The sequence below is a fragment of the Enterococcus pallens ATCC BAA-351 genome, assembly GCF_000407485.1.
Classification (GTDB): Bacteria; Bacillota; Bacilli; order Lactobacillales; family Enterococcaceae; genus Enterococcus_A; species Enterococcus_A pallens.
Genome location: NZ_ASWD01000006.1, coordinates 258,058 through 276,849, shown reverse-complemented (window position 1 = coordinate 276,849; position 18,792 = coordinate 258,058). Strand labels below are relative to the sequence as shown.

The 18,792-nt window shown below is 42.0% G+C and carries 18 protein-coding genes; 12 read left to right on the top strand and 6 right to left on the bottom strand.

Annotated features, from left to right (window positions below; genetic code table 11):
- The first annotated feature begins 11 nt into the window (after positions 1 to 11).
- The 5 genes from I588_RS23095 to msrA all read left to right on the top strand — a co-directional run bounded on the left by I588_RS23095 (position 12) and on the right by msrA (position 4,411).
- A complete protein-coding gene (locus I588_RS23095) occupies positions 12 to 764 on the top strand; it encodes a PTS mannose/fructose/sorbose/N-acetylgalactosamine transporter subunit IIC (protein ID WP_010756607.1) in 753 nt (250 codons plus the stop codon).
- Positions 764 to 1,615, top strand: a complete 852-nt coding sequence (locus I588_RS23090) for a PTS system mannose/fructose/sorbose family transporter subunit IID (RefSeq protein WP_010756608.1) — start codon at positions 764 to 766, stop codon at positions 1,613 to 1,615. Before I588_RS23095 ends, I588_RS23090 begins: the two co-directional genes overlap by 1 nt.
- 15 nt (positions 1,616 to 1,630) lie before the next feature.
- Complete coding sequence (locus I588_RS23085; RefSeq protein WP_010756609.1) at positions 1,631 to 2,722, top strand: DgaE family pyridoxal phosphate-dependent ammonia lyase; 1,092 nt, start codon at positions 1,631 to 1,633, stop codon at positions 2,720 to 2,722.
- Between the two features lie 13 nt (positions 2,723 to 2,735).
- Positions 2,736 to 3,473 (top strand): 2-dehydro-3-deoxy-phosphogluconate aldolase, encoded by a 738-nt coding sequence (gene dagF / locus I588_RS23080; RefSeq protein ID WP_010756610.1) that lies wholly within the window; start codon positions 2,736 to 2,738, stop codon positions 3,471 to 3,473.
- A gap of 110 nt (positions 3,474 to 3,583) precedes the next feature.
- Positions 3,584 to 4,411: a peptide-methionine (S)-S-oxide reductase MsrA gene (msrA, locus tag I588_RS23075; protein ID WP_010756611.1), complete on the top strand. Its 828-nt coding sequence runs from the start codon at positions 3,584 to 3,586 to the stop codon at positions 4,409 to 4,411.
- Positions 4,412 to 4,461: 50 nt separating this feature from the next.
- Here the strand turns inward: msrA and I588_RS23070 are convergent, their stop codons facing one another.
- The 3 genes from I588_RS23070 to pflB form a co-directional block, all read right to left on the bottom strand.
- Complete coding sequence (locus I588_RS23070) at positions 4,462 to 5,328, bottom strand: aldo/keto reductase (RefSeq protein ID WP_010756612.1); 867 nt, start codon at positions 5,326 to 5,328, stop codon at positions 4,462 to 4,464.
- A gap of 84 nt (positions 5,329 to 5,412) precedes the next feature.
- A complete protein-coding gene (locus I588_RS23065) occupies positions 5,413 to 6,291 on the bottom strand; it encodes a DMT family transporter (protein WP_010756613.1) in 879 nt (292 codons plus the stop codon).
- 580 nt (positions 6,292 to 6,871) lie between these two features.
- Positions 6,872 to 9,148 carry a formate C-acetyltransferase gene (pflB, locus tag I588_RS23060; RefSeq protein ID WP_010756614.1) on the bottom strand — a complete coding sequence of 759 codons (2,277 nt, stop codon included), beginning with the start codon at positions 9,146 to 9,148 and terminating at the stop codon, positions 6,872 to 6,874.
- Positions 9,149 to 9,579: 431 nt separating this feature from the next.
- Here pflB and I588_RS23055 point away from each other — a divergent pair, with 431 nt between their 5' ends.
- A complete protein-coding gene (locus I588_RS23055) occupies positions 9,580 to 10,449 on the top strand; it encodes a hypothetical protein (protein WP_010756615.1) in 870 nt (289 codons plus the stop codon).
- Between the two features lie 39 nt (positions 10,450 to 10,488).
- Here I588_RS23055 and I588_RS23050 read toward each other — a convergent pair whose 3' ends face one another.
- Positions 10,489 to 11,877, bottom strand: a complete 1,389-nt coding sequence (locus I588_RS23050; RefSeq protein WP_010756616.1) for an APC family permease — start codon at positions 11,875 to 11,877, stop codon at positions 10,489 to 10,491.
- Between the two features lie 142 nt (positions 11,878 to 12,019).
- Here I588_RS23050 and I588_RS23045 point away from each other — a divergent pair, with 142 nt between their 5' ends.
- On the top strand, positions 12,020 to 12,793 hold the full coding sequence (locus I588_RS23045) for a helix-turn-helix transcriptional regulator (RefSeq protein WP_010756617.1): 774 nt from the start codon (positions 12,020 to 12,022) through the stop codon (positions 12,791 to 12,793).
- A gap of 45 nt (positions 12,794 to 12,838) precedes the next feature.
- On the opposite strand, the gene aguA is transcribed toward I588_RS23045, so the two are convergent.
- Positions 12,839 to 13,942, bottom strand: coding sequence for an agmatine deiminase (gene aguA / locus I588_RS23040; protein ID WP_010756618.1), 1,104 nt, complete (start codon positions 13,940 to 13,942; stop codon positions 12,839 to 12,841).
- Positions 13,943 to 14,147: 205 nt separating this feature from the next.
- Between aguA and I588_RS23035 the strand changes: the two genes are divergently transcribed.
- The 4 genes from I588_RS23035 (at position 14,148) to I588_RS23020 (ending at position 16,164) form a co-directional block, all read left to right on the top strand.
- Complete coding sequence (locus I588_RS23035) at positions 14,148 to 14,357, top strand: helix-turn-helix transcriptional regulator (RefSeq protein ID WP_010756619.1); 210 nt, start codon at positions 14,148 to 14,150, stop codon at positions 14,355 to 14,357.
- Positions 14,354 to 14,830: a hypothetical protein gene (locus tag I588_RS23030; RefSeq protein ID WP_010756620.1), complete on the top strand. Its 477-nt coding sequence runs from the start codon at positions 14,354 to 14,356 to the stop codon at positions 14,828 to 14,830. Before I588_RS23035 ends, I588_RS23030 begins: the two co-directional genes overlap by 4 nt.
- A 220-nt stretch (positions 14,831 to 15,050) precedes the next feature.
- A complete protein-coding gene (locus tag I588_RS23025) occupies positions 15,051 to 15,362 on the top strand; it encodes a hypothetical protein (protein WP_051138945.1) in 312 nt (103 codons plus the stop codon).
- Positions 15,363 to 15,432: 70 nt separating this feature from the next.
- A complete protein-coding gene (locus I588_RS23020) occupies positions 15,433 to 16,164 on the top strand; it encodes a TraX family protein (protein WP_010756621.1) in 732 nt (243 codons plus the stop codon).
- A 215-nt stretch (positions 16,165 to 16,379) separates the two neighbouring features.
- Here the strand turns inward: I588_RS23020 and I588_RS26595 are convergent, their stop codons facing one another.
- On the bottom strand, positions 16,380 to 17,531 hold the full coding sequence (locus I588_RS26595) for a hypothetical protein (protein ID WP_010756622.1): 1,152 nt from the start codon (positions 17,529 to 17,531) through the stop codon (positions 16,380 to 16,382).
- 625 nt (positions 17,532 to 18,156) lie between these two features.
- On the opposite strand from I588_RS26595, the gene I588_RS26590 reads away from it, so the two are divergent.
- Positions 18,157 to 18,726 (top strand): GNAT family N-acetyltransferase, encoded by a 570-nt coding sequence (locus tag I588_RS26590; RefSeq protein WP_010756623.1) that lies wholly within the window; start codon positions 18,157 to 18,159, stop codon positions 18,724 to 18,726.
- Positions 18,727 to 18,792 lie beyond the last annotated feature (66 nt).

The following is an 18,792-nucleotide window of genomic DNA, read 5'->3' as shown; positions in this document are numbered from 1 at the left end:
GTGTAAGAAATATGGGCGTTTTAGGTATTTCAATTGTGATGGGGTTGTACTATTGGTTTGCCCGCTTGCGTTTTGGCTATACCTTTTCCGGGATGCTTTCCCAGCCGCTTTCAGCTGCATTGATTGCAGGAGCGGTGACTGGCAAGCTAGGAGAAGCAATGATTATCGGTGCCGGAATTCAGCTGGTGTACTTAGGCGTAACGTCTACACCTGGGGGCAATGTTCCTAGTGATCCGGCATTGGCTTCAGCGATTGCGATTCCAATTGCTTTAGGTGTTGGGATGAATGCAGAGGCAGCGATTGCTTTGGCAGTACCATTTGGGGTGCTGGGTGTATTTATGGATCAAATTCGTCGAACGATTAATGCAACCTGGGTGCATATGGCTGACAAGTATGCAGAGGACTTAAATTATTCTGGAATTTATCGTGCCGCCTTTTTATATCCTGCTATGGCTGGCTTTGTTATTCGTTTTCCTCTCGTATTTGCAGCGAACTACTTTGGTCAATCGATTGTTAATCAGATTTTGGAAGTCATTCCGGAATGGCTGATGCACGGTTTTGAAGTCATGGGCGGCATTTTACCGGCTTTAGGCTTTGCCTTGACGATTATGGTAATCGGGAAAAAGACCTTGATTCCTTATTTCCTGATTGGCTTTGTGGCAGTGGTTTATTTTGGTGCTGAAGTTATGGCAGTGGCAGTTATTGGTGTTTGTGTGGCATTTTTAGTTAGAAACAAAGCGCTAGAAGAGGAGGCGGGTGCGTAATGGAACAGATGACAAAGCAAAACGAAGAGCAATTGGAGCAAAAGAAAATCACTAAAAAGGAATTATCTCAGGCCTTTTGGATTTATCAGCTGGGCTGTGAGCTGTCTAACTCTTATGAACGGCTGCAAAGCTTAGTCTTTTGTGCCTCGATGATTCCAGCCATTAAGAAGCTGTATGCCGATAATGAGGAGGAACAGCGGGAAGCCTTGAAGCGCCACTTGAACTTTTTTAATACCGAAGGAACAATTGGGTCATCGATTCAAGGGATCGTGATTGCCATGGAGGAAGAAAAATCCAATGGGGCTGCGATTACCGATACGTCGATTACTTCGATTAAAACAGGCTTGATGGGACCTCTGGCTGGGATTGGCGATTCAATTATTTGGGCAGCCGTAATGCCCCTGATTATCTCGATCTTTATCCCAATGGCGTCTAATGGCAATGCGATCGGCGGAATTGGACCGATCGTCATTTACACGGTGATTACAATGTATATCAGTTGGGCCCTAATCAATAAATCCTATACGTTGGGTCGTAATTCGATCTTGAGCTTGCTGAAGGACGGCAAAATTAAACAGGTCATTTATGCGGCAAACGTATTGGGAATGATGATGATGGGAGCCTTGAGTGCCAGCTATGTAAATATCACAAGTCCAATGAAATTCGTGGTTCCTGGTGGTGCGACAATTGTGCTGCAGGAAATTTTGGATCAAATTATGCGAGGCCTGCTGCCGTTAACCGCTGTTTTTGCGATTTATTTCTTCATGGTGAAAAAAGGCCCACGATACGGCATCATTATCGGTACGATCGTGGCTGTTAGTATCGTGGCGGCCTTCTTCGGACTTTTATAGAAAACAGGTGAATGCATGATCAGTTATCAAAAATTTGGATTAAAGGAAGTTATTAATGCCTCTGGTCGGATGACTATTTTAGGCGTATCCAAGGTTTCTGAAGGCGTGTTGGCGGCTCAGCGCTTTGGTGGAGAACACTTTTTCGAGATGAGCGAGCTAAGCATTCAAACCGGTGCGTATTTAGCGAAGCTGCTGCAGGTAGAGGATACCCAAATTGTGTCCTCGGCCTCGGCCGGTATTGCTCAAAGTGTGGCGGCTGTCATCGGCCAAGGGGATATGTACCATACGTATCATCCCTATTCCGAGCGTTTTAGCCAGCGGGAAATTGTGGTGCCGAAAGGGCATAATGTTGATTATGGCACACCAGTGGAGGTAATGGTGGCTCTCGGCGGCGGTCAAGTTGTTGAAGCCGGCTATGCCAATATGTGTTCAGGGGAGCATTTGGAGCAGGTGATTACCGAAAAAACGGCGGCCATCTTATACATTAAAAGTCATCATACTGTGCAAAAGAGTATGCTAAATGTAGAAGAAGCAGCCAAGGTTGCCCAAGCGCACCAGCTGCCGCTAATTGTCGATGCTGCTGCTGAAGAGGATTTGTTCAAGTATGCAAAAGCTGGAGCTGATCTGGTCATTTATTCCGGTGCCAAGGCAATTGAAGGACCCAGTGCCGGCTTAGTGATTGGTAAAAAGCGATTGGTTGAATGGGTGCGGCTGCAGAGTAAAGGCATTGGCCGAGCGATGAAGATTGGTAAGGACAACATCCTCGGCTTCACCCAAGCAGTGGAAGACTATTTGCAGCAGGGCAGCGAAAGCGGCGAAGCAATGAAGACGCGTTTGGCACCTTTTGTCGCGGCGGTGAATCAGATACCCGGGCTTTCAGCCGCAATTGTTCAGGATAGTGCCGGTCGCGACATTTACCGAGGCAGTGTGAAGGTGCAAGGGGAGAAAACCGCTAGGCAAGTGATTGAGGAATTAAAAGCTGAGAATCCGGCCGTTTATACTCGCGAATATCAGGCCAACGTGGGCATTATCGAATTTGATATTCGCTCGGTGAATCAAGCAGAGATGGAAAAAATTATTCAGCGCCTAGAAGCAATCATGGCGTAAAGGAGAGACCAAGATGTCGTTGACACCCAATTATTTAAACGAGCGCATTTGCTTAAATGTATTAGCCAATTCAGTGGAAAATGCCAAGGACTGTTACGAAGCAGCTGAAGGGCACGTGGTTTTAGGCGTACTGTCTAAAAAATACGCTACCGACGAAGCGGCGATTGAAGACATGAAACAGTATCAGTCTGCTACTAACAATGCCTTATCCGTGGGGCTAGGTGCTGGTGATCCCAATCAAAGCCAAATGGTCTCACGTATCTCAGCTGTTCTGCAGCCGCAGCATGTGAATCAGGTCTTTACTGGGGTGGGAACTTCGCGGGCGTTATTAGGGCAAACCGATACAGTGGTTAATGGCTTAGTTTCGCCAACTGGAAAAGCCGGCTATGTCAATATTGCTACGGGACCTTTAAGTTCTCAGGCACCAGCGGGAATCGTTCCGATTGAAACGGCCATTCGCTTGCTTCAGGATATGGGGGGCAGCTCGATTAAGTATTTTCCAATGAAAGGCTTAGCCCATCGCGAAGAATATATCGCGGTAGCCAAAGCTTGTGCGGAGGCGGATTTCTATTTGGAGCCGACTGGCGGCATTGATTTGGACAATTTTGAAGAGATTGTTCAGCTGGCGGTGGATGCCGGCGTGAAAAAAATCATCCCTCATGTGTATAGTTCAATCATCGATTCAACAACAGGGGACACCCGGGTTGAAGATGTTCAAGCGTTGTTAGCGATTATGAAAAGAATTGTTTAAGCTAAGGTCAAAAAAGGACAGTTTATTCGTGTATTTAACTTAACTATGGTAAATTTCAAGTGTATTTCCAACAATAAAACTATGACGTTTTTGTTAAAGGAGATCCTAATATGAAATTCACTCAAGAAGATACCATAACTGAAATTTACAACCTTATTTTAAATCCTAAAACGCGAGACTGGGAACGTCAACGGCTGATCGAAGCTAGAGATGCTTTGGAAAAGAACAGCAGCTATCCGGAGACCATTGCCAAGCTGGAGGCGGCTTTACGCCCGTTGGCTAGCAGAAATAATTTGACACCGGATATGACGGACTTTTACCAAAAGCTGACTGGCGAGTACAATTCAGAGCTGGATTATGACCGCAGCAAGCATAAAATTGACGATCCTCAGAACCAAAGCCGCGCCGTTTTTGCTGGCGGGTGCTTTTGGTGCATGGTGGAGCCTTTCGAAACCCGGCCAGGTATTATTTCGGTATTATCTGGATATACTGGCGGCGATTTGGAAAATCCCAGCTACGATCAAGTGCTGGTGGGCAATACCGGACACGTAGAAGCAGTGGAGATTATCTTTGATACGCGAAAAATCAGTTATCAGGAATTGGTAGATTTGTATTGGCAGATCATTGATCCTACTAATGATACGGGGCAATTTCAAGATAATGGCCTTCAGTATCGTCCGATTATCTTTGTTCAGGACGAAGAGCAAAAGCAAATTGCGGAAGCTTCTAAACAGCAGGTGATTGATTCAGGAAGATACAGCAAGCCAATTGTCGTTGAAATTCGCTGGGCCAGTACCTTTTGGCCGGCCGAAAATTATCATCAAGAGTTTTATAAGAAACAGCCGAAAAGATACAAAGCCATTAAACGAAGTCGCCAGCAGTTTTTGACCTATCAGCACCTAAAAGGAAATCTGCGGAGGACGTTTGCTAAAAAATAAAAAGGAGCAGCAGCGAAATCATCGAAAATTCGCTGCTGCTCTTTTTGTAGCTATTTATCGGTTGCCCTACGGAATACCGGAATATCACTATGGTCGCCGTAATCCACGCGGCCGATATTTTTCAAGGTAGTCATGTCTTCCGCTGAAATGACAAAGTCGACATCGGCATTGTTTTTCATGTGATCGATGTTTTCTGTTTTAGGCAATGGCAGCAGATCCAATTGCAGGCAATAGCGAATCGCTAATTGCGGAATGGAAACGCCGTATTTGTCCGCCATTGAAGTGATGTCTTCGTTTTGCATCATGGCACCATGAGCAATCGGCGAGTAAGCCTCCACGATCATGTTGTTTTGCTGCGAAAATTCAATCACCTCTACTGGCGTATGACCGATGTGGGCCAAAATCTGATTCACCATTGGTTTAACCTGGGCATTGGTTAATAAGTTTTCCAAATCGACTTGTTCAAAGTTAGAAACCCCAATTGCCCTCAGCTTGCCAGCTTCGTAGGCTTCTTCCAAAGCCCGCCACGCTTCCAAGTTGCCCTCAAAGAAATGATCGTCATCGTTTTGGAATTCTGCCCAAGGCTTGGGACTGTGAATAATCATCAAATCAATGTAATCCAAATCCAGTTTCGCCAGTGATTCGTCAATGGCCGCAACCGCTTCTTCATAGTTTTTGATTTCAGCCGCTAATTTGGTTGTTAGAAAAATATCCTTGCGATCAACACCGGATGTCCGGATACCTTCACCGACGCCAACTTCATTAGCATAGGCTTGAGCAGTATCGATGTGACGATAACCGACACTAATCGCATCGCGGACATGTTGAGCTACCTTGGCATCGTCAATCATCCAAGTACCAAAACCGATTTTAGGGATACTTACACCATTGGATAAAGTAAAGCTTTCATTTAACATGCAGGTTCCTTCTTTCTTTATGATATCTCCATCATAAACCTTAACCCTAACTTTAAGGCAAGCAATTTGCTGCAAGTTTTTTATTTAATGGATTTTCACTTGTTTTGCCAGTTTACTATTGAATAAAATCAACCCGCCCAAAACAAACACACCGCCAATCACAGTGGACCAGCCAGGAGCCTCGTCAATCAGCAGAAAGCCTAAAATCGAGGTAAAAAAAGGCGTCAAATACATATAATTACTCACCGACGCTACATTTTCTGCCCGCTCAAAGGCCTTAGCCCAGCAAACATAGGCCACTGCACTAGAAAAGACCCCCATCAAAATAATGCACAAAATTGCCAGCCAGGAAGCCTGCTGAACTTGGCGAAAGGAACTCACCGAAAAGATAGAAAGCAGCAATGTTCCCGCAAAGATACTATAAGTCGTCACCTGAATCGCCGCATATTTTTTAACCATTCGTTTAGAAAGCAAATTGTAGAAGCTCATGCAAAAAGCCGCTCCAAAAAACCAAATCAAGCCGTAATTAATCGTGAAGCCGCCAGGCAGCAGAGTAATTAGCAACACACCTAGAAAAGACAAGGCGCTGGCCAGCCATTGCAGTCGGGTGAGCTTTTCCTGGTAAATAAAACTGGATAAAATGGAAGAAATCATAGGAACAGCCGCAATAATGACACTGCCAGTTGCAGCGTTGACGGTCTCCAGGCCTTTATTAAAGGCAATCATATAAATGAAAAAGCCAACTGCTCCGGTTAAGAAAATCCAGCCAATATCTTGTTTCTCAATTTTTTTAAGCTTAATGATAGGCGCCAGCAAAAGTAAGGCAATCGAAGCCACAATATAGCGCAGAAAAGAAATCGAGTAGGCAGAAAATTCCCCCATAATGAAACGGGATAAAACATAGGAAATCGACCAGCACAAAATACTTGCCATAGCGTAGAAATGATAGCTCTTTTTATTCACGAATTCACGGCTCCTCTCAGTCTCTTTACTTTATCATGAAACCGCGAGGAAGAGGAGAGGTGTTTTTGAAATTGCGAGGGGGATTTGTTTGGGGTGGTAGATAGCTCACATTAAAGGGATTCTATTCACGTACGCTTACCATCCAACTAAACAGCACGAGCGGAAAATATCAGGAGGCTTTTTATTTCTTTCACACTAAACGAATTGCGAAAAGTTGGACTGGCAGCTAACTCTCAGTAAGGAATTCATTTTTCCAAGTGCGCGAAAAATGAGTCTGATTCTCGTGCGCTTACCATCCAACTAAACGCTTCTATTTGTCTATTAATCTAATTACAAAATTAGTTTTCTGAATAAATAGAACTGCGAAAAGTTGGACTGGCAGCTAGCTCTCAGTAAGGAATTCATTTTTCCAAGTGCACGAAAAATGAATCTGATTCTCGTGCGCCTACCATCCAACTAAACAGCACGAATGGGAAATATCAGGAGGTCTTTTATTTCTTTCGCACTGGAAAAAACTGCAAAAAGTTGGACTGGCAAAAAGCCCACTGAGAGATTTCTCTTTCAGTGGGCTCGGTATTTTTTATAATGAATGGTGGTCAGTTCTTGAGATTACGTCGCGACGTTGTTCTGGTGTTAAGTCACGGAATTTAACAGCGTAACCTGATACACGGATGGTGAAGTTCGCGTATTTAGGATTGTCGATGTCTTTATCCATTTCTTCCAACAGTTCACGGCCGAAGACGTTGACGTTCAAGTGGTAACCGCCGCGGTCAAAGTAACCATCTAGGACATTGCGCAGGTTGTCGATTTGCATTTCTTCATCATCTGTTCGGCCAAGAGCACCTGGGTTGATGGTTTGAGTGTCAGAAATACCATCTTGCGCACAAGCATAGTTCAATTTAGCTGTTGAGTTCAATGAAGCCAACAGACCATTTTTCTCACCTAGGAATTTACCATCTTGATAACTTGGGTTCGCACCTGGTGCCAATGGTTTACCTGCCCGACGTCCATCTGGTGTATTCCCAGTGTTTTTACCGTAAACAACATTTGACGTAATTGTCAATAATGACAAGGTTGGTGTTGAGTTGCGGTAAGTGTGCTGACGTTTGATTTGAGCCATGAAGTATTCTAAGATCCAGTTTGCTTCTGCATCGGCTTCATCATTGTCGTTTCCGTAAGTTGGGAACTCATTTTGTGGAACATAGTCCACAGCTAGTCCGTTTTCATCACGGATAACTTTAACATTTCCGTGTTTAATTGCCATTAATGAGTCAGCAGCGTGAGAAATACCAGCAATACCAGTTGCAAAGGTACGTTTCAAGTCAGTATCCATCAAGGCCAATTGTGGTGCTTCATACGCATATTTATCATGCATGTAATGAATCACGTTTAGTGTGTTTACATATAATTCAGCTAACCAATCCATGATATCTTTGTAGTTTTGGATGAAAGTATCGTAATCCAACGTGTCGCCATCCATTGGACGCATTCTTGGTCCAACCTGCATGTGTGTCATCTCGTCCACACCGCCGTTGATTGCGTACAAGACAGCTTTTGCCAAGTTAGCACGAGCACCAAAGAATTGCATGTCTTTACCGATAACAGTTGCTGAAACACAGCAAGCAATCGCTGCATCATCAGAACCCCAGTATTGACGCAATAGATCGTCGTTTTCCAATTGGATAGAAGAGCTTTGTTTTGCTACTTTTGCTGCATACGTACGGAAGCCTTCAGGTAATTTTGAAGAATACAAGACAGTCAAGTTTGGCTCTGGTGAAGGACCCATGTTTGTCAAAGTGTGCAAAATACGGAAGTCATTCTTCGTTACTAATGAAGAACCGTCCATGTTCATCCCAGCAATTGACAGAGTCGCCCAGATTGGGTAACCAGAGAACAATTGGTTGTATTCAGGCGTACGGGCAAATTTCACCATACGTAGTTTCATGATCAAGTGGTCGATTAATTCTTGTGCTTCAAATTCAGTAATCAAGCCACGGTCTAAATCGCGTTGGATGTAGATATCCAAGAAAGCAGAGATACGTCCGATAGACATTGCTGCTCCGTTTTGAGATTTGATTGCTGCCAGGTAACCGAAGTACAACCATTGGATTGCTTCTTTTGCGTTAGCCGCTGGTGCTGAAATATCATAGCCGTATGAAGCAGCCATGTCCTTCATGTCTTTCAAAGCACGGTATTGTTCAGCCACTTCTTCACGCAATTGGATAATGTCGTTAGTCATGGTTTTATTGCCGATTAGTTTGTGATCCTTCATTTTTTGTTCCATTAAGAAGTCGATCCCATACAAAGCCACACGACGGTAGTCACCAATGATACGGCCGCGGCCATAAGCATCTGGTAAACCAGTGATGATTTTGTTTTTACGAGCTAAACGCATTTCGTCAGTGTAAGCATCAAAAACACCTTGGTTATGTGTTTTACGCCATTTGCTGAAAATGAATGACATTTGATCATCCACCTCATAGCCATTTGATTCCAACGCTTTGTTGGCCATATTGATACCACCAAAAGGCATGAACGCTTGCTTCAACGGCACATCTGTTTGTAAACCAACGATTTTTTCTTCTTCTTTGATCAGGTAGCCTGGTTCATGAGAAGTGATAGTTGCTGGAATGTTTGTATCCATGTCGTAAACGCCATTATTTTTGTGCTGTACTTCAAATAGTTCTTGTAGTTTGTCCCATAGTTTGTTGGTGCTTGGTGCAGCTTCTTCTAAAAAGCTGTCATCGCCAGTGTACTCAGTGTAGTTGCGTTTAATGAAGTCTAATGTGTTTACCTCATTTTGCCATTTACCAGGTGTGAAACCTTCCCATTGTTCAAAGTGTAATTTGTTTTTCATTGAAATTCTCCTTATTATTGGTTGTGAGACTAATTATTTTTTACAAATATTAGTCAGGGTCCATGCGGAATACTAATCTGCTAAACAACAATTGACAATTATTCTAATTATCAATTAGAGTGGAAAAATTGCAGAATAGGTATCCTTATTGAGATTGAAAGAAAGCGCTTCTTGATACCGAGAGTATAACAGATAATGGTACTGTTTTGCTACTGTTTTTTCGAAATTAGTGAAAAAAAGTCGGTTTTTCGCTAATTTTATATAACAGATAGCTATGCTGTATAACAGTTTATGATAGATTTTTAATGATAACTTTTGTCATTTAAACATGATTTAATAAAAGCTGGATTAGGAAGTCTGTGAATAAAAAAGCAAAAAACAGGTTCGTTTTTTTATGCTGCTGGTTTATAGTGAAGGAGGAGGGGATCAAGATGGATACAGCCTTACAGCTTCGAAAAGCGTATGACCAAAAGCAGTTGTTAACGGTTCAAGAAATTGAACAGTTGCTTAGCGCGTCGTCGATCGTCAAAAAACTGACAAAGGATTGGATGGAGAACCCGTTTTTTGCTATTTTTCGTTTACTTTGCCTTGCGGAGATACCTTATGCTGAACGGCTTCCTTATACGCAACAGTTGTTGAACTATGTAACAGAGGTGATTGCTACGGAGGAAGGTTTTTCTTATACCGGAAAGCTTGAGGGAATTGTTCCATGCTACAATGTGATGTTGCTGGAGGCGTATACTCGTTTGGGGCAAGCGAAGTCACCAGAAGTTCAAGCAGCCTTAAATTGGATTAAAAGATACCAAGTGTTTGAACGGAATCAAACAACCAGCTGGCCTCACAAAGGGATTTGTAAGCATGGTGGCTGTATGCGCAAAACGCCTTGTTATATCGGGATTGGAAAAACGGTGCGGGGACTGCTTACTTACGCAGAATATACGAATCATCAAGATGAAGAGGTGGAAGCATTAATACAACAAGGAACCGACTATATGCTGAAGCATCAGCTTTTTCAACGACTTTCTAATCAACAGCCGATTAGTGCTCATATTACCGATATCATGTTTCCGCAGGCGTATATGCTTTCACTGACCGATTTAGTTTTTATCGCTAATAAGGCGCATGTATGGGCGGACGAACGAACCCAGCCTTTAAAGAAGTTGCTGCTGGAAAAAGAAACAGCTCCCCAACAATGGAAGCTGGATTACATCTATGGTCATAAGGGCTACAAGGCATTTGAAACACGGCGCAAAGCCTCTGAATGGATCAGCTATTTATTCACGGAAGGCTGGAAGGAATAAACTGTAAAAGAGACGAATCAGGGAATTCGTCTCTGGAAGCTAATGGGTTTCATCCGGCAGATGCGGTGTTTCTTCTTTAGGAAGCTGTTCTTTAGAGTGATACAGCCAAATTCCCAACAACAGTGTAATAATCGTTCCTACGACATAGGTTCCAATCACAAAACTGGATTCGGCCGTAATAAACATCAAAATGATGCTGAGAATCAAGCAAGCCTCACCTAAAACCGAGCAAACAACTAACCCAGTCATGCCCCCTGGCACTTGATAAATCCGCTGCATGGTGGCGTCTTTTTTGCGTAAAAGAATCGCAGCTGGAAACATAAACAAATAGGGAATCATTAGGATAATCACACTAAAGGAGAAGATCGTCCAAAATATAGCGTTGGCATCACCGGTCGTTGCATAATTGACAATAATCAGGAAGGTAGCCACAATCCCCATAAAATAATACAGACCATCAGGAGTGCCGTATTTCGCGCTGCGATGCTTCAAGAAGCGATTCCGCTGATCCAATTTGGCTGCAATAAAGACCTCGTTGGCGCCCAAGGTCCAGGAAACCATATTGGAAATGAGGGTACTCATAGCAACTAAAATAATGACATAAAAGACAGGCATTTGGAAACTGCCGAAGACCTTGCATAGTTCCAGTAAGGCATAATAAAAGCCGTCAACGGTATCAATTTGATTAGCAGGAATGGCGACTAAGACTCCGTAGGTTCCAAAAATATAGAGAGCCGAAATGATTACACCGGCAACAACCGTCATTTTAGGAATTGTTTTGCCGGGATTATCAATTTGATTGCCAATTGAGCCAATTAATTCAAAGCCTAGCAGATTATAGATGATCACCGAGATGTAACGAACAGTATTTCCCGGTGTCGGCATGAACGAAGCTACAGAGAAATCATTGGCTGATCCATGCTGCAAAGCATAAGCGATTCCCATAAATCCAAAAATCAATAAGACCGCCACTTTAAAGATAGCCGCAATGTTAGTCACGGTTACTGATAAATCCACCCCGCGAATTCCGATGTACACAATCAGCCAGCACATCACCAAAGCCAAACCAGCTAGAAAAATCGGACTAGCCTCAGGCATGAAGGCATAAGAAAACCAGCTGGAGAAGGCGACAAACACCGCAGGCATCCAAAAGGCCACATTCACCCAATAAAACCAGCCATTCAGCACGCCGATCTTATCGCCAAAGGCCCGTTTAATCCATAAATAAATCCCACCATCACCGGGATAATTGCTCCCCAGCTCAGCTGTTACTAAGCCATAAGGTAAAAAGAAAAGCACCGTTGTAATCAACCAAATCGTAATTGAAGAAACCCCAATTGCTGAAGAGGCGACAAAGGAATCCAATACTAAAACACTACAAATTGTAAATAGTATACTTTTTACCAAGCTTACTTTTTTCTCTTCCATAGGTCATTCATTCCTTTCCTATACCAAGGTGTTGCCATTAAGTAAAACAAGACCTTCGTATTTTTTTGTGACATTCAGAAGAACAGGCAAATATTGTGTCCGCAGAGTGTTATAATCAAGAAAAACACTTGGAGGTTATAAAATGATATCGCTTCCTAATGAGGTGTGGCACAGACTCAACACCTTTATTTATTCCATTAATCAATCAGATTCCATTGATGCCTTACGTTTGACGACGTTGAAGAAGCTTCCTGAATTAGTCGTATCAGACTGCTCCTTTTTTGATATGGCTCGAATTGAAAAAGGTCAAACGCACTATTTCAATCCACTATCTTTAACAATCAGCCAGGAAAAGCTGGATGAATATTTTAATTCTTTTATTTATGGCGATTATGTTTCTTGGATGTTTTCTCTTCATGAAAATTCTGTTGTATACTGCGATTCTCAAATTGTTACTGAAGAAGTTCGGGAACATTCGCCATTGTACAAGCAATGGTTAAAGCCGATGGATTTGTATTACAGCTGCGGAATAAATTTCGTGCAGGGCAGTATTCCTTATGGGTCACTTAATTTATTTAATTCCCGAAAACGAGGCGATTTTACGCAACAGGATTTAGCGGTTTTAACCATTTTAGAGCCGCATTTTACTCTGAAGCTGACTCAGTTGTATCCTCATGGTTTGCCTATTTTATCTGACCAAACCGTTGAGCAGCCATTAGACAAATTTCATTTAACCGAGCGAGAACAAGAGATGGTTCGCTGGCTGTGTTCCGAGGCCAGTATCGAAGAAATCAGCCAACAAATGTACATTAGCATCCATACGGTTCGTAAACATGCTGCCAATATTTATCGTAAAACCGGTTGTAAAAATCGCAATCAGCTGATGGCTTTAATGACCAGGACCCAGCTGACATAAGAAGGTCGCTGAGAAGCAGACCGCACTCTCAGCGTCCCAAGATTGTTAAGGTTTTGGTTTTTGCAGCGTCATGCAGTGGATGTTGCCGCCGCACAAGGACCATTCGCGACTCCAAATACGGACAATCTCGCGATCAGGCATTAATTCCTTAAACATGTTGCAAGCTACCTCATCCATCGGATCGTTAAATTGCGGCACCACTAATGCCCCGTTGATCATGTAGCTGTTAATATAAGTAACCGCTAGTGGCAAGCCGCTCTCACGAGTCGCTGCAGTATCGCTGATATCAATGCCGGCATTTTCTTCTTCACTAATGTAAAGAATTTCAGGAATAGGCACCTTGTGGATTTCCAGTTTACGGCCCTTGGCATCGGTGGCTTGACTCAAAATGTCATAGGCTTCCTTCAAAGGTTTGTACTGTGGATTTTCTTCATCATCGGTCCAAGAAAGAGCAATTACACCAGGCTTGATAAAGAAGCAAACGTCATCAATATGCCCATCAGTTTCGTCAAAGGCCATGCCGTCCTTCAGCCAAATGACCTTTTCTAGATTCATGTATTCTTTTAACAATTCCTCGATTTCATCGCGAGTCATGCCAGGATTGCGATTGTCATTGAAGACACTATTTTCTGTAATGATCAACGTGCCTTCCCCATCGACTTGAGTTGCGCCGCCTTCCAGAATTAATTTTGCTGTGGCATCATAGCGATCAATATTTTCCAGTTCCAATAATTTTTGAGCAAACTGGGAATCCAGCTTCCAAGGGAAATACAACCCTTCATCTAAGCCGCCATAAGCATTAAAGCCCCAATCAACTCCGCGAATCTCGCCTTTGTCATTGATTACATAAAAAGGACCTTTATCCTGTGCCCAAGAATCATCCGTAGACATTTCGATGACACGAACCTCCTCAGGTAAGCGAGCTCGAGCATTCTCATACTGTGCTGCTGAACAAATTACGCGTACCTCTTCGTAAGGAATCATCTTCTCAACTACATCCACAAAAACCTTTTGCGCTGGTTTACCGCCGTCACGCCAAGTATCGGTCCGTTCGGGCCAAATAATCCAAGAACATTCATGTTCTTCAAATTCTCCCGGCATCCGGAAGCCGTCCTTTTTTGGTGTACTGTCTTTGATTGATCGTGCCATTTTTCTCCACTCCTTTATCTTTGTTGGGTTTAGTGTAGGCCTAATCACCTAATTGAATAAATTAGCGAAGACAAGTATTTATTCAAATTACTTAAATGAAGTAGCAATGAAGTAGGCTACTAAAACGAAAAAAGGTAAAAGTATCTTTACATTTTTCGAGAATGATGTACAATTATGTAAAGATATCTTTACAAAGGGGAAGCAAATGAAAGTCATTAATCATATTAAAGAAATTCGGGAAGCCAAAGGAATTCCGCAATATGCGATGGCTGATGCTGTGGGGGTGTCGCGTCAGACCATGACAGCAATTGAAAAGGGAAAGTACAATCCTAGCTTGGAGCTCTCCTTGAAGATTGCGGAATATTTTGAACTGCCGTTTGAGGAAATATTTTATTTGGAAGGGAAGAAGAAATGATGGAAAGAACGGGGTATGCTTTTTTTCGAGGAACTTTTGAGGGGAATGCTTTTTGGCTTATTTTTTTTATGATCTTATTCTTTTTAGAGATCTATGCATTGGGAGCAAGTTTTCTTTTTATTCTTCGAGCGCAAGATAAAACCAATTATGAAGTGGAAAACAGGGGATTTATTAATGCGTTGGCCAAGAGCTTTGTACTTATTCTGCTTCTTCATTTCGTGCAAATGGTGGTTCGAGTGGTTCACTATGAGAGAACTGGGACAGATATCAATTTGGTGGTTAAACCTGGGTTGTTGATTTATGGTTTAGACGGCCCGCCTAGAAACCATTTTGAATCTTTCGGAGTAGACTTAGCTGTATTGGGTATTTGTCTAGTAACCAGTCGTTGGCGCTATCGGACTTGGAGTTTGAGGGAAAGCTTCGCAGCGCGAGCTGCTGCTTTTAAAAAGCAGCGACAGTTGAAGAAGAAATAGTTGTTATTAGGCGGAGTATTTTAAGCTGCCTTTTGAGAAAATAGTTTATTTGGAAGGGAAGAAAAAGTGATAGGGTTAGGGATAATTAGTTTTTTACATCGTTGGTTTAGGGACAGGTGCAAGAATTGTTATATGGATAGTTAGTTTTCTGGCGATCTATGGTTTCTTTTCTTCGCTTGTTTACCTCATCAAAGAAGTACGTCGAAAGAATGACGAGCTGGTGAGAAGAATTTTAGTTGATGCGGTGGCGATGAGCTTTGTGGTTATTCTGTTACTGCACTTTGGTCAGATGATTACTCGATTGCTGGTTTTTATCAACACCGGTAATGACTATCATTTTTTAGTCTCGTCTGGGTTGTACATAAGTAACTTGGATGTAGAAAGAGCTCATTTGGAATCCTTTGAGGTAGATCTTGGAATATTTGCAATTTGTCTGCTAATAAGTCGTTGGCGCTACCGTGCATGGACGTTAAAAGACAGTCTTACAACTTGGATAACTGTTACTGGGGAAGAAAGACAGTCAAAGAAATAATATTTTTCCGCCTAAAGTAGGAGGTCAGCATCACGGAGTTGTGTCATACTTTTATTTAGGAGGTGATGCTATGACTAGCTCAATAGATGGCTTTAAATTAAAATTAATTGCAATTATTGCGATGGCACTAAACCATATTGGGAGCGGGTTTAGTTTGGGGGACTATTCTCCACCAGTATATTTCTTCACTGAGTTTATTGGCAAGCTAACGTTCCCAATTATGGCATACCTGCTGGTTGAAGGGTTCTATTATACGAAGAACCGAAAGAAATATGCAGAGCGCTTGGCGATTTTTTGCCTGCTGTCTGCCTATCCGTTTCATTTATTGTTTTATCCCAACCATTCCTTTAGCGCTATAGAACTGGTTAACAACATTTTCTTTACACTCTTGATGGGGCTGCTGTTGCTGATGGCCTGTGAAAAGGTCAAAAGTACAGGAGTTCAGGTGGCTCTGGCTTTTCTGTTCTCGTTTACGACCATTTTGTCAGACTGGACCTTAATCGGCGTACTGATGATATTTGGCTTTTACAAATTACGGGGTCGTAAAATTGGTATTATTCTTCCCGCTGTTTATGGGGCAGTATTTTTGATCGCAATTATGACCTTGATGCATGTCAGTGATCCAGCATTAGTCCCACTTTATGAGGTTTTTACGGGATTGGGAATTTTATTAGTTATTCCAATTTTATTTGCCTATAACGGAGAACGTGGATATTCGCCTGCCTGGGTAAAATGGGGCTTTTATGGCTTTTATCCACTGCACCTATTGGTTCTTGTGGGCATTCGCTTCTTAATTCAATAAGTAACTAGTCGATAACAGAAATTCATTGCAATTTTTGCTATCGGCTTTTTGTTGGTAAAAAATTTCGCAGTTAATAAAGCTGTTACAACAAGGGGCAGGCTTCACAAATTAGCTTTGTCGACGATAAGCAAACTGGTCTATCAAAAATTTAGTCTTATTCTATAGATCAGTGAGTTTGCGAAGCCATGCTCTTTCATTCAGGTGAAAAGCCCAACTTATTTCCGTTTTTTCTTATTTCGCTTACTCTTGCCCATTTTTTTGTCCAGGCGTCTTTTTAATCGCTTTTGTTCCCACTGCTCTTTTTTCTTGCGAATTTCTTCCGGACTCTCATAAGAGTTCTGCTTCTTATTCTTTTTGGATTTCTTCTTATTAGGGAGCTTTTCTGTTTTCGCTTTTTTGTCGGAATCAGGATCAGGCGTGTTCTCTGGTTCATCATTCAAGACGAATTCAGCTTGGGCATCCTTCAGCTTAATTCCTCGTGCAAGGGCAGTCAACAGCCTGCTGAGCAATTCTGTTTCATCTGTTCCCGGAGGCAGCGTAAAACCATCCAATAAGAATTCAGTGGTTTCTTCGAGGGATTTGCCTGCATAGACATTATTTTTCAAATAGTCGCTAGACTCAAGAAACGGAACAGTCTCTGCTGAATCACCTTCAAGTTGAGCGTCCATGTGAGCCAAGATATTCATTGCTTTAGAGATTTGTGGCAGCAAAATACTCAGCATGTCACCAGCTGGTTCTGCTTCAACTTCCCGTTCACTGTCGTAAACTGGCTTAGTCGGTAAATAGATGTAGCGAACCAATTCAGTGAAGCGTCTAACGCCATCTTTTTCAAGGATGGTTAGTGAGCTTAAAATGGATAAAAGGGCAGTGGTTTCTTCAATGGAGTAGCAAGGATCAGCATCCTTTAGAGTAAAGCGATGCTTTCTTCCGTTGGCATCTTTATAGACAGTGGAAATATTCATGAGTTCTTTGGCTTCGCGGCTGCCAGAATGCAGCATCTTGTGAAGATGATTAGTTTTCTCGCGGGTAGCTTGGGTAACAGCTAAATACTCTTCATGGTTTTCAAATAAACGGGAAAGGACCTTTTCCCAATGTTCTGGAGTGAAATATTCTTTAAAGTAGACACAAAAATGACGGACGGAGGCTAATTCCTGCACATTACCTTCCAAAAAAATACGGCAAATCAACTCTTGACCCAAGAAAGAAAAGTTATCAGGTGAAAAAGCATTGCGAACAAGTACAAAAACAGCACTTTCCACTATGTGTTGGATGGTGCGATGCTCTGCGAAGTGCTCGGAAAATCTACGTTCGAGTCCTTTTCTCTTCATGGTGGTCAGTTGGGTTAGCTGCAGTTTTTTTGTGGTCATGGCGGTATCTCCTCATCTATAGTTGTAAGTTTGAATGAATTATTTCATGTTGTTTTAGTATTCGCTTCCATTGTAATGTATTTTAATAAAAAATCAAGTAATTTTTTAAAAAGAAACAAAGTGACTAACAAATAGACTAGTTTTTAGTCACTTTGTTTTTGTATTTAAACACAACTATAATAATTATAGTTTAACAAAATGTTATCCGAAATATAATGATTTTGTGATGTTATAGCGGATTCATAACGAATATAGAACGAAATGCCGATTAAAAATATAAGAGATGTTTAAGAGTTTTTTGTGTGAAATCCCACGTTACGTGCGACTCTATACTATTAAGCAAGCTAGTGAAAACGAAATAAAGTGTAACTATAATGATTACTGCAAAAGAATACCGGCTATGATCACCAATGATATCGCAAAGGCAGCACAACAGAATGAACTATTTTGTTTAGCTAATTCGGGTTAAAAAAGAAACTGAAGATTTTATTTCTCAAGCTGTGGTGATGTTCAGCGCAGGCATAAGTGAGTCCTTTTAAATAGTTCATGCTTAGGGCGGAATACAAAGAGGCGTTAATTTGGTAAGCTTGTCTTGCGGGAACTTAATAAATCTTGGAGGTAAGGGATGACTGACTACCAAATAATCAAATTTTCAGAAGTAACTAATTTACAAAAGGAGCAGGCCGTTGACGTTTTTCTTGAGGGCTTTGGTCACATGATGACTTTTACTAAAGAAAATGAAAAATTAGAGGCGCTATTTCTGGACTCCTTTAATCCAAGCTACATCTTACTTTATAAGGAAGCAGAGCAAATACTGGGAATTGTCGGGATTGCCACAAACAAAGTTCGACCGATCAAATTTAACAAAAGTGAGTGTCAAAAGTTATTTGGGAATGTAAAGGGTAGTATAATTTGTGGACAAATGAACGCTATTTTTCAAAGCAAAGCGGTAGAGGAAGAAACCGATTTGTACATTGATGTACTTGCTACAGCTAAAGCAGCCCGTGGCAAAGGCGTGGCGAGTAAGCTTATTCAATATTGCTTAGAATTACCGGACTTTCAAACGTGCCACCTTGAGGTTCTATCAAAGAATGCAAATGCCAAACGCCTTTATGAACACCTAGGTTTTGCAGCTTATAAACATCAGCGTCTTTCCCCAACGCTCTTACAAGGGTGGGGTACCCCATCAAAATGAAAAAAGCGATGAATCATTGCTAACAGAAAACTTTTTTGGTCCTTGATCAAAAAAGTTTTTTATTTT

Coding starts and splice junctions, on each gene's coding strand:
- I588_RS23095 (WP_010756607.1), top strand. CDS start 12: ATGGGCGTTTTAGGTATTTCAATTGTGATGGGGTTGTACTATTGGTTT.
- I588_RS23045 (WP_010756617.1), top strand. CDS start 12,020: ATGATATCGCTTCCTAATGAGGTGTGGCACAGACTCAACACCTTTATT.
- dagF (WP_010756610.1), top strand. CDS start 2,736: ATGTCGTTGACACCCAATTATTTAAACGAGCGCATTTGCTTAAATGTA.
- I588_RS23090 (WP_010756608.1), top strand. CDS start 764: ATGGAACAGATGACAAAGCAAAACGAAGAGCAATTGGAGCAAAAGAAA.
- aguA (WP_010756618.1), bottom strand. CDS start 13,942: ATGGCACGATCAATCAAAGACAGTACACCAAAAAAGGACGGCTTCCGG.
- I588_RS23050 (WP_010756616.1), bottom strand. CDS start 11,877: ATGGAAGAGAAAAAAGTAAGCTTGGTAAAAAGTATACTATTTACAATT.
- I588_RS23070 (WP_010756612.1), bottom strand. CDS start 5,328: ATGTTAAATGAAAGCTTTACTTTATCCAATGGTGTAAGTATCCCTAAA.
- msrA (WP_010756611.1), top strand. CDS start 3,584: ATGAAATTCACTCAAGAAGATACCATAACTGAAATTTACAACCTTATT.
- I588_RS26595 (WP_010756622.1), bottom strand. CDS start 17,531: ATGACCACAAAAAAACTGCAGCTAACCCAACTGACCACCATGAAGAGA.
- I588_RS26590 (WP_010756623.1), top strand. CDS start 18,157: ATGACTGACTACCAAATAATCAAATTTTCAGAAGTAACTAATTTACAA.
- I588_RS23085 (WP_010756609.1), top strand. CDS start 1,631: ATGATCAGTTATCAAAAATTTGGATTAAAGGAAGTTATTAATGCCTCT.
- I588_RS23020 (WP_010756621.1), top strand. CDS start 15,433: ATGACTAGCTCAATAGATGGCTTTAAATTAAAATTAATTGCAATTATT.
- I588_RS23035 (WP_010756619.1), top strand. CDS start 14,148: ATGAAAGTCATTAATCATATTAAAGAAATTCGGGAAGCCAAAGGAATT.
- I588_RS23055 (WP_010756615.1), top strand. CDS start 9,580: ATGGATACAGCCTTACAGCTTCGAAAAGCGTATGACCAAAAGCAGTTG.
- pflB (WP_010756614.1), bottom strand. CDS start 9,148: ATGAAAAACAAATTACACTTTGAACAATGGGAAGGTTTCACACCTGGT.
- I588_RS23030 (WP_010756620.1), top strand. CDS start 14,354: ATGATGGAAAGAACGGGGTATGCTTTTTTTCGAGGAACTTTTGAGGGG.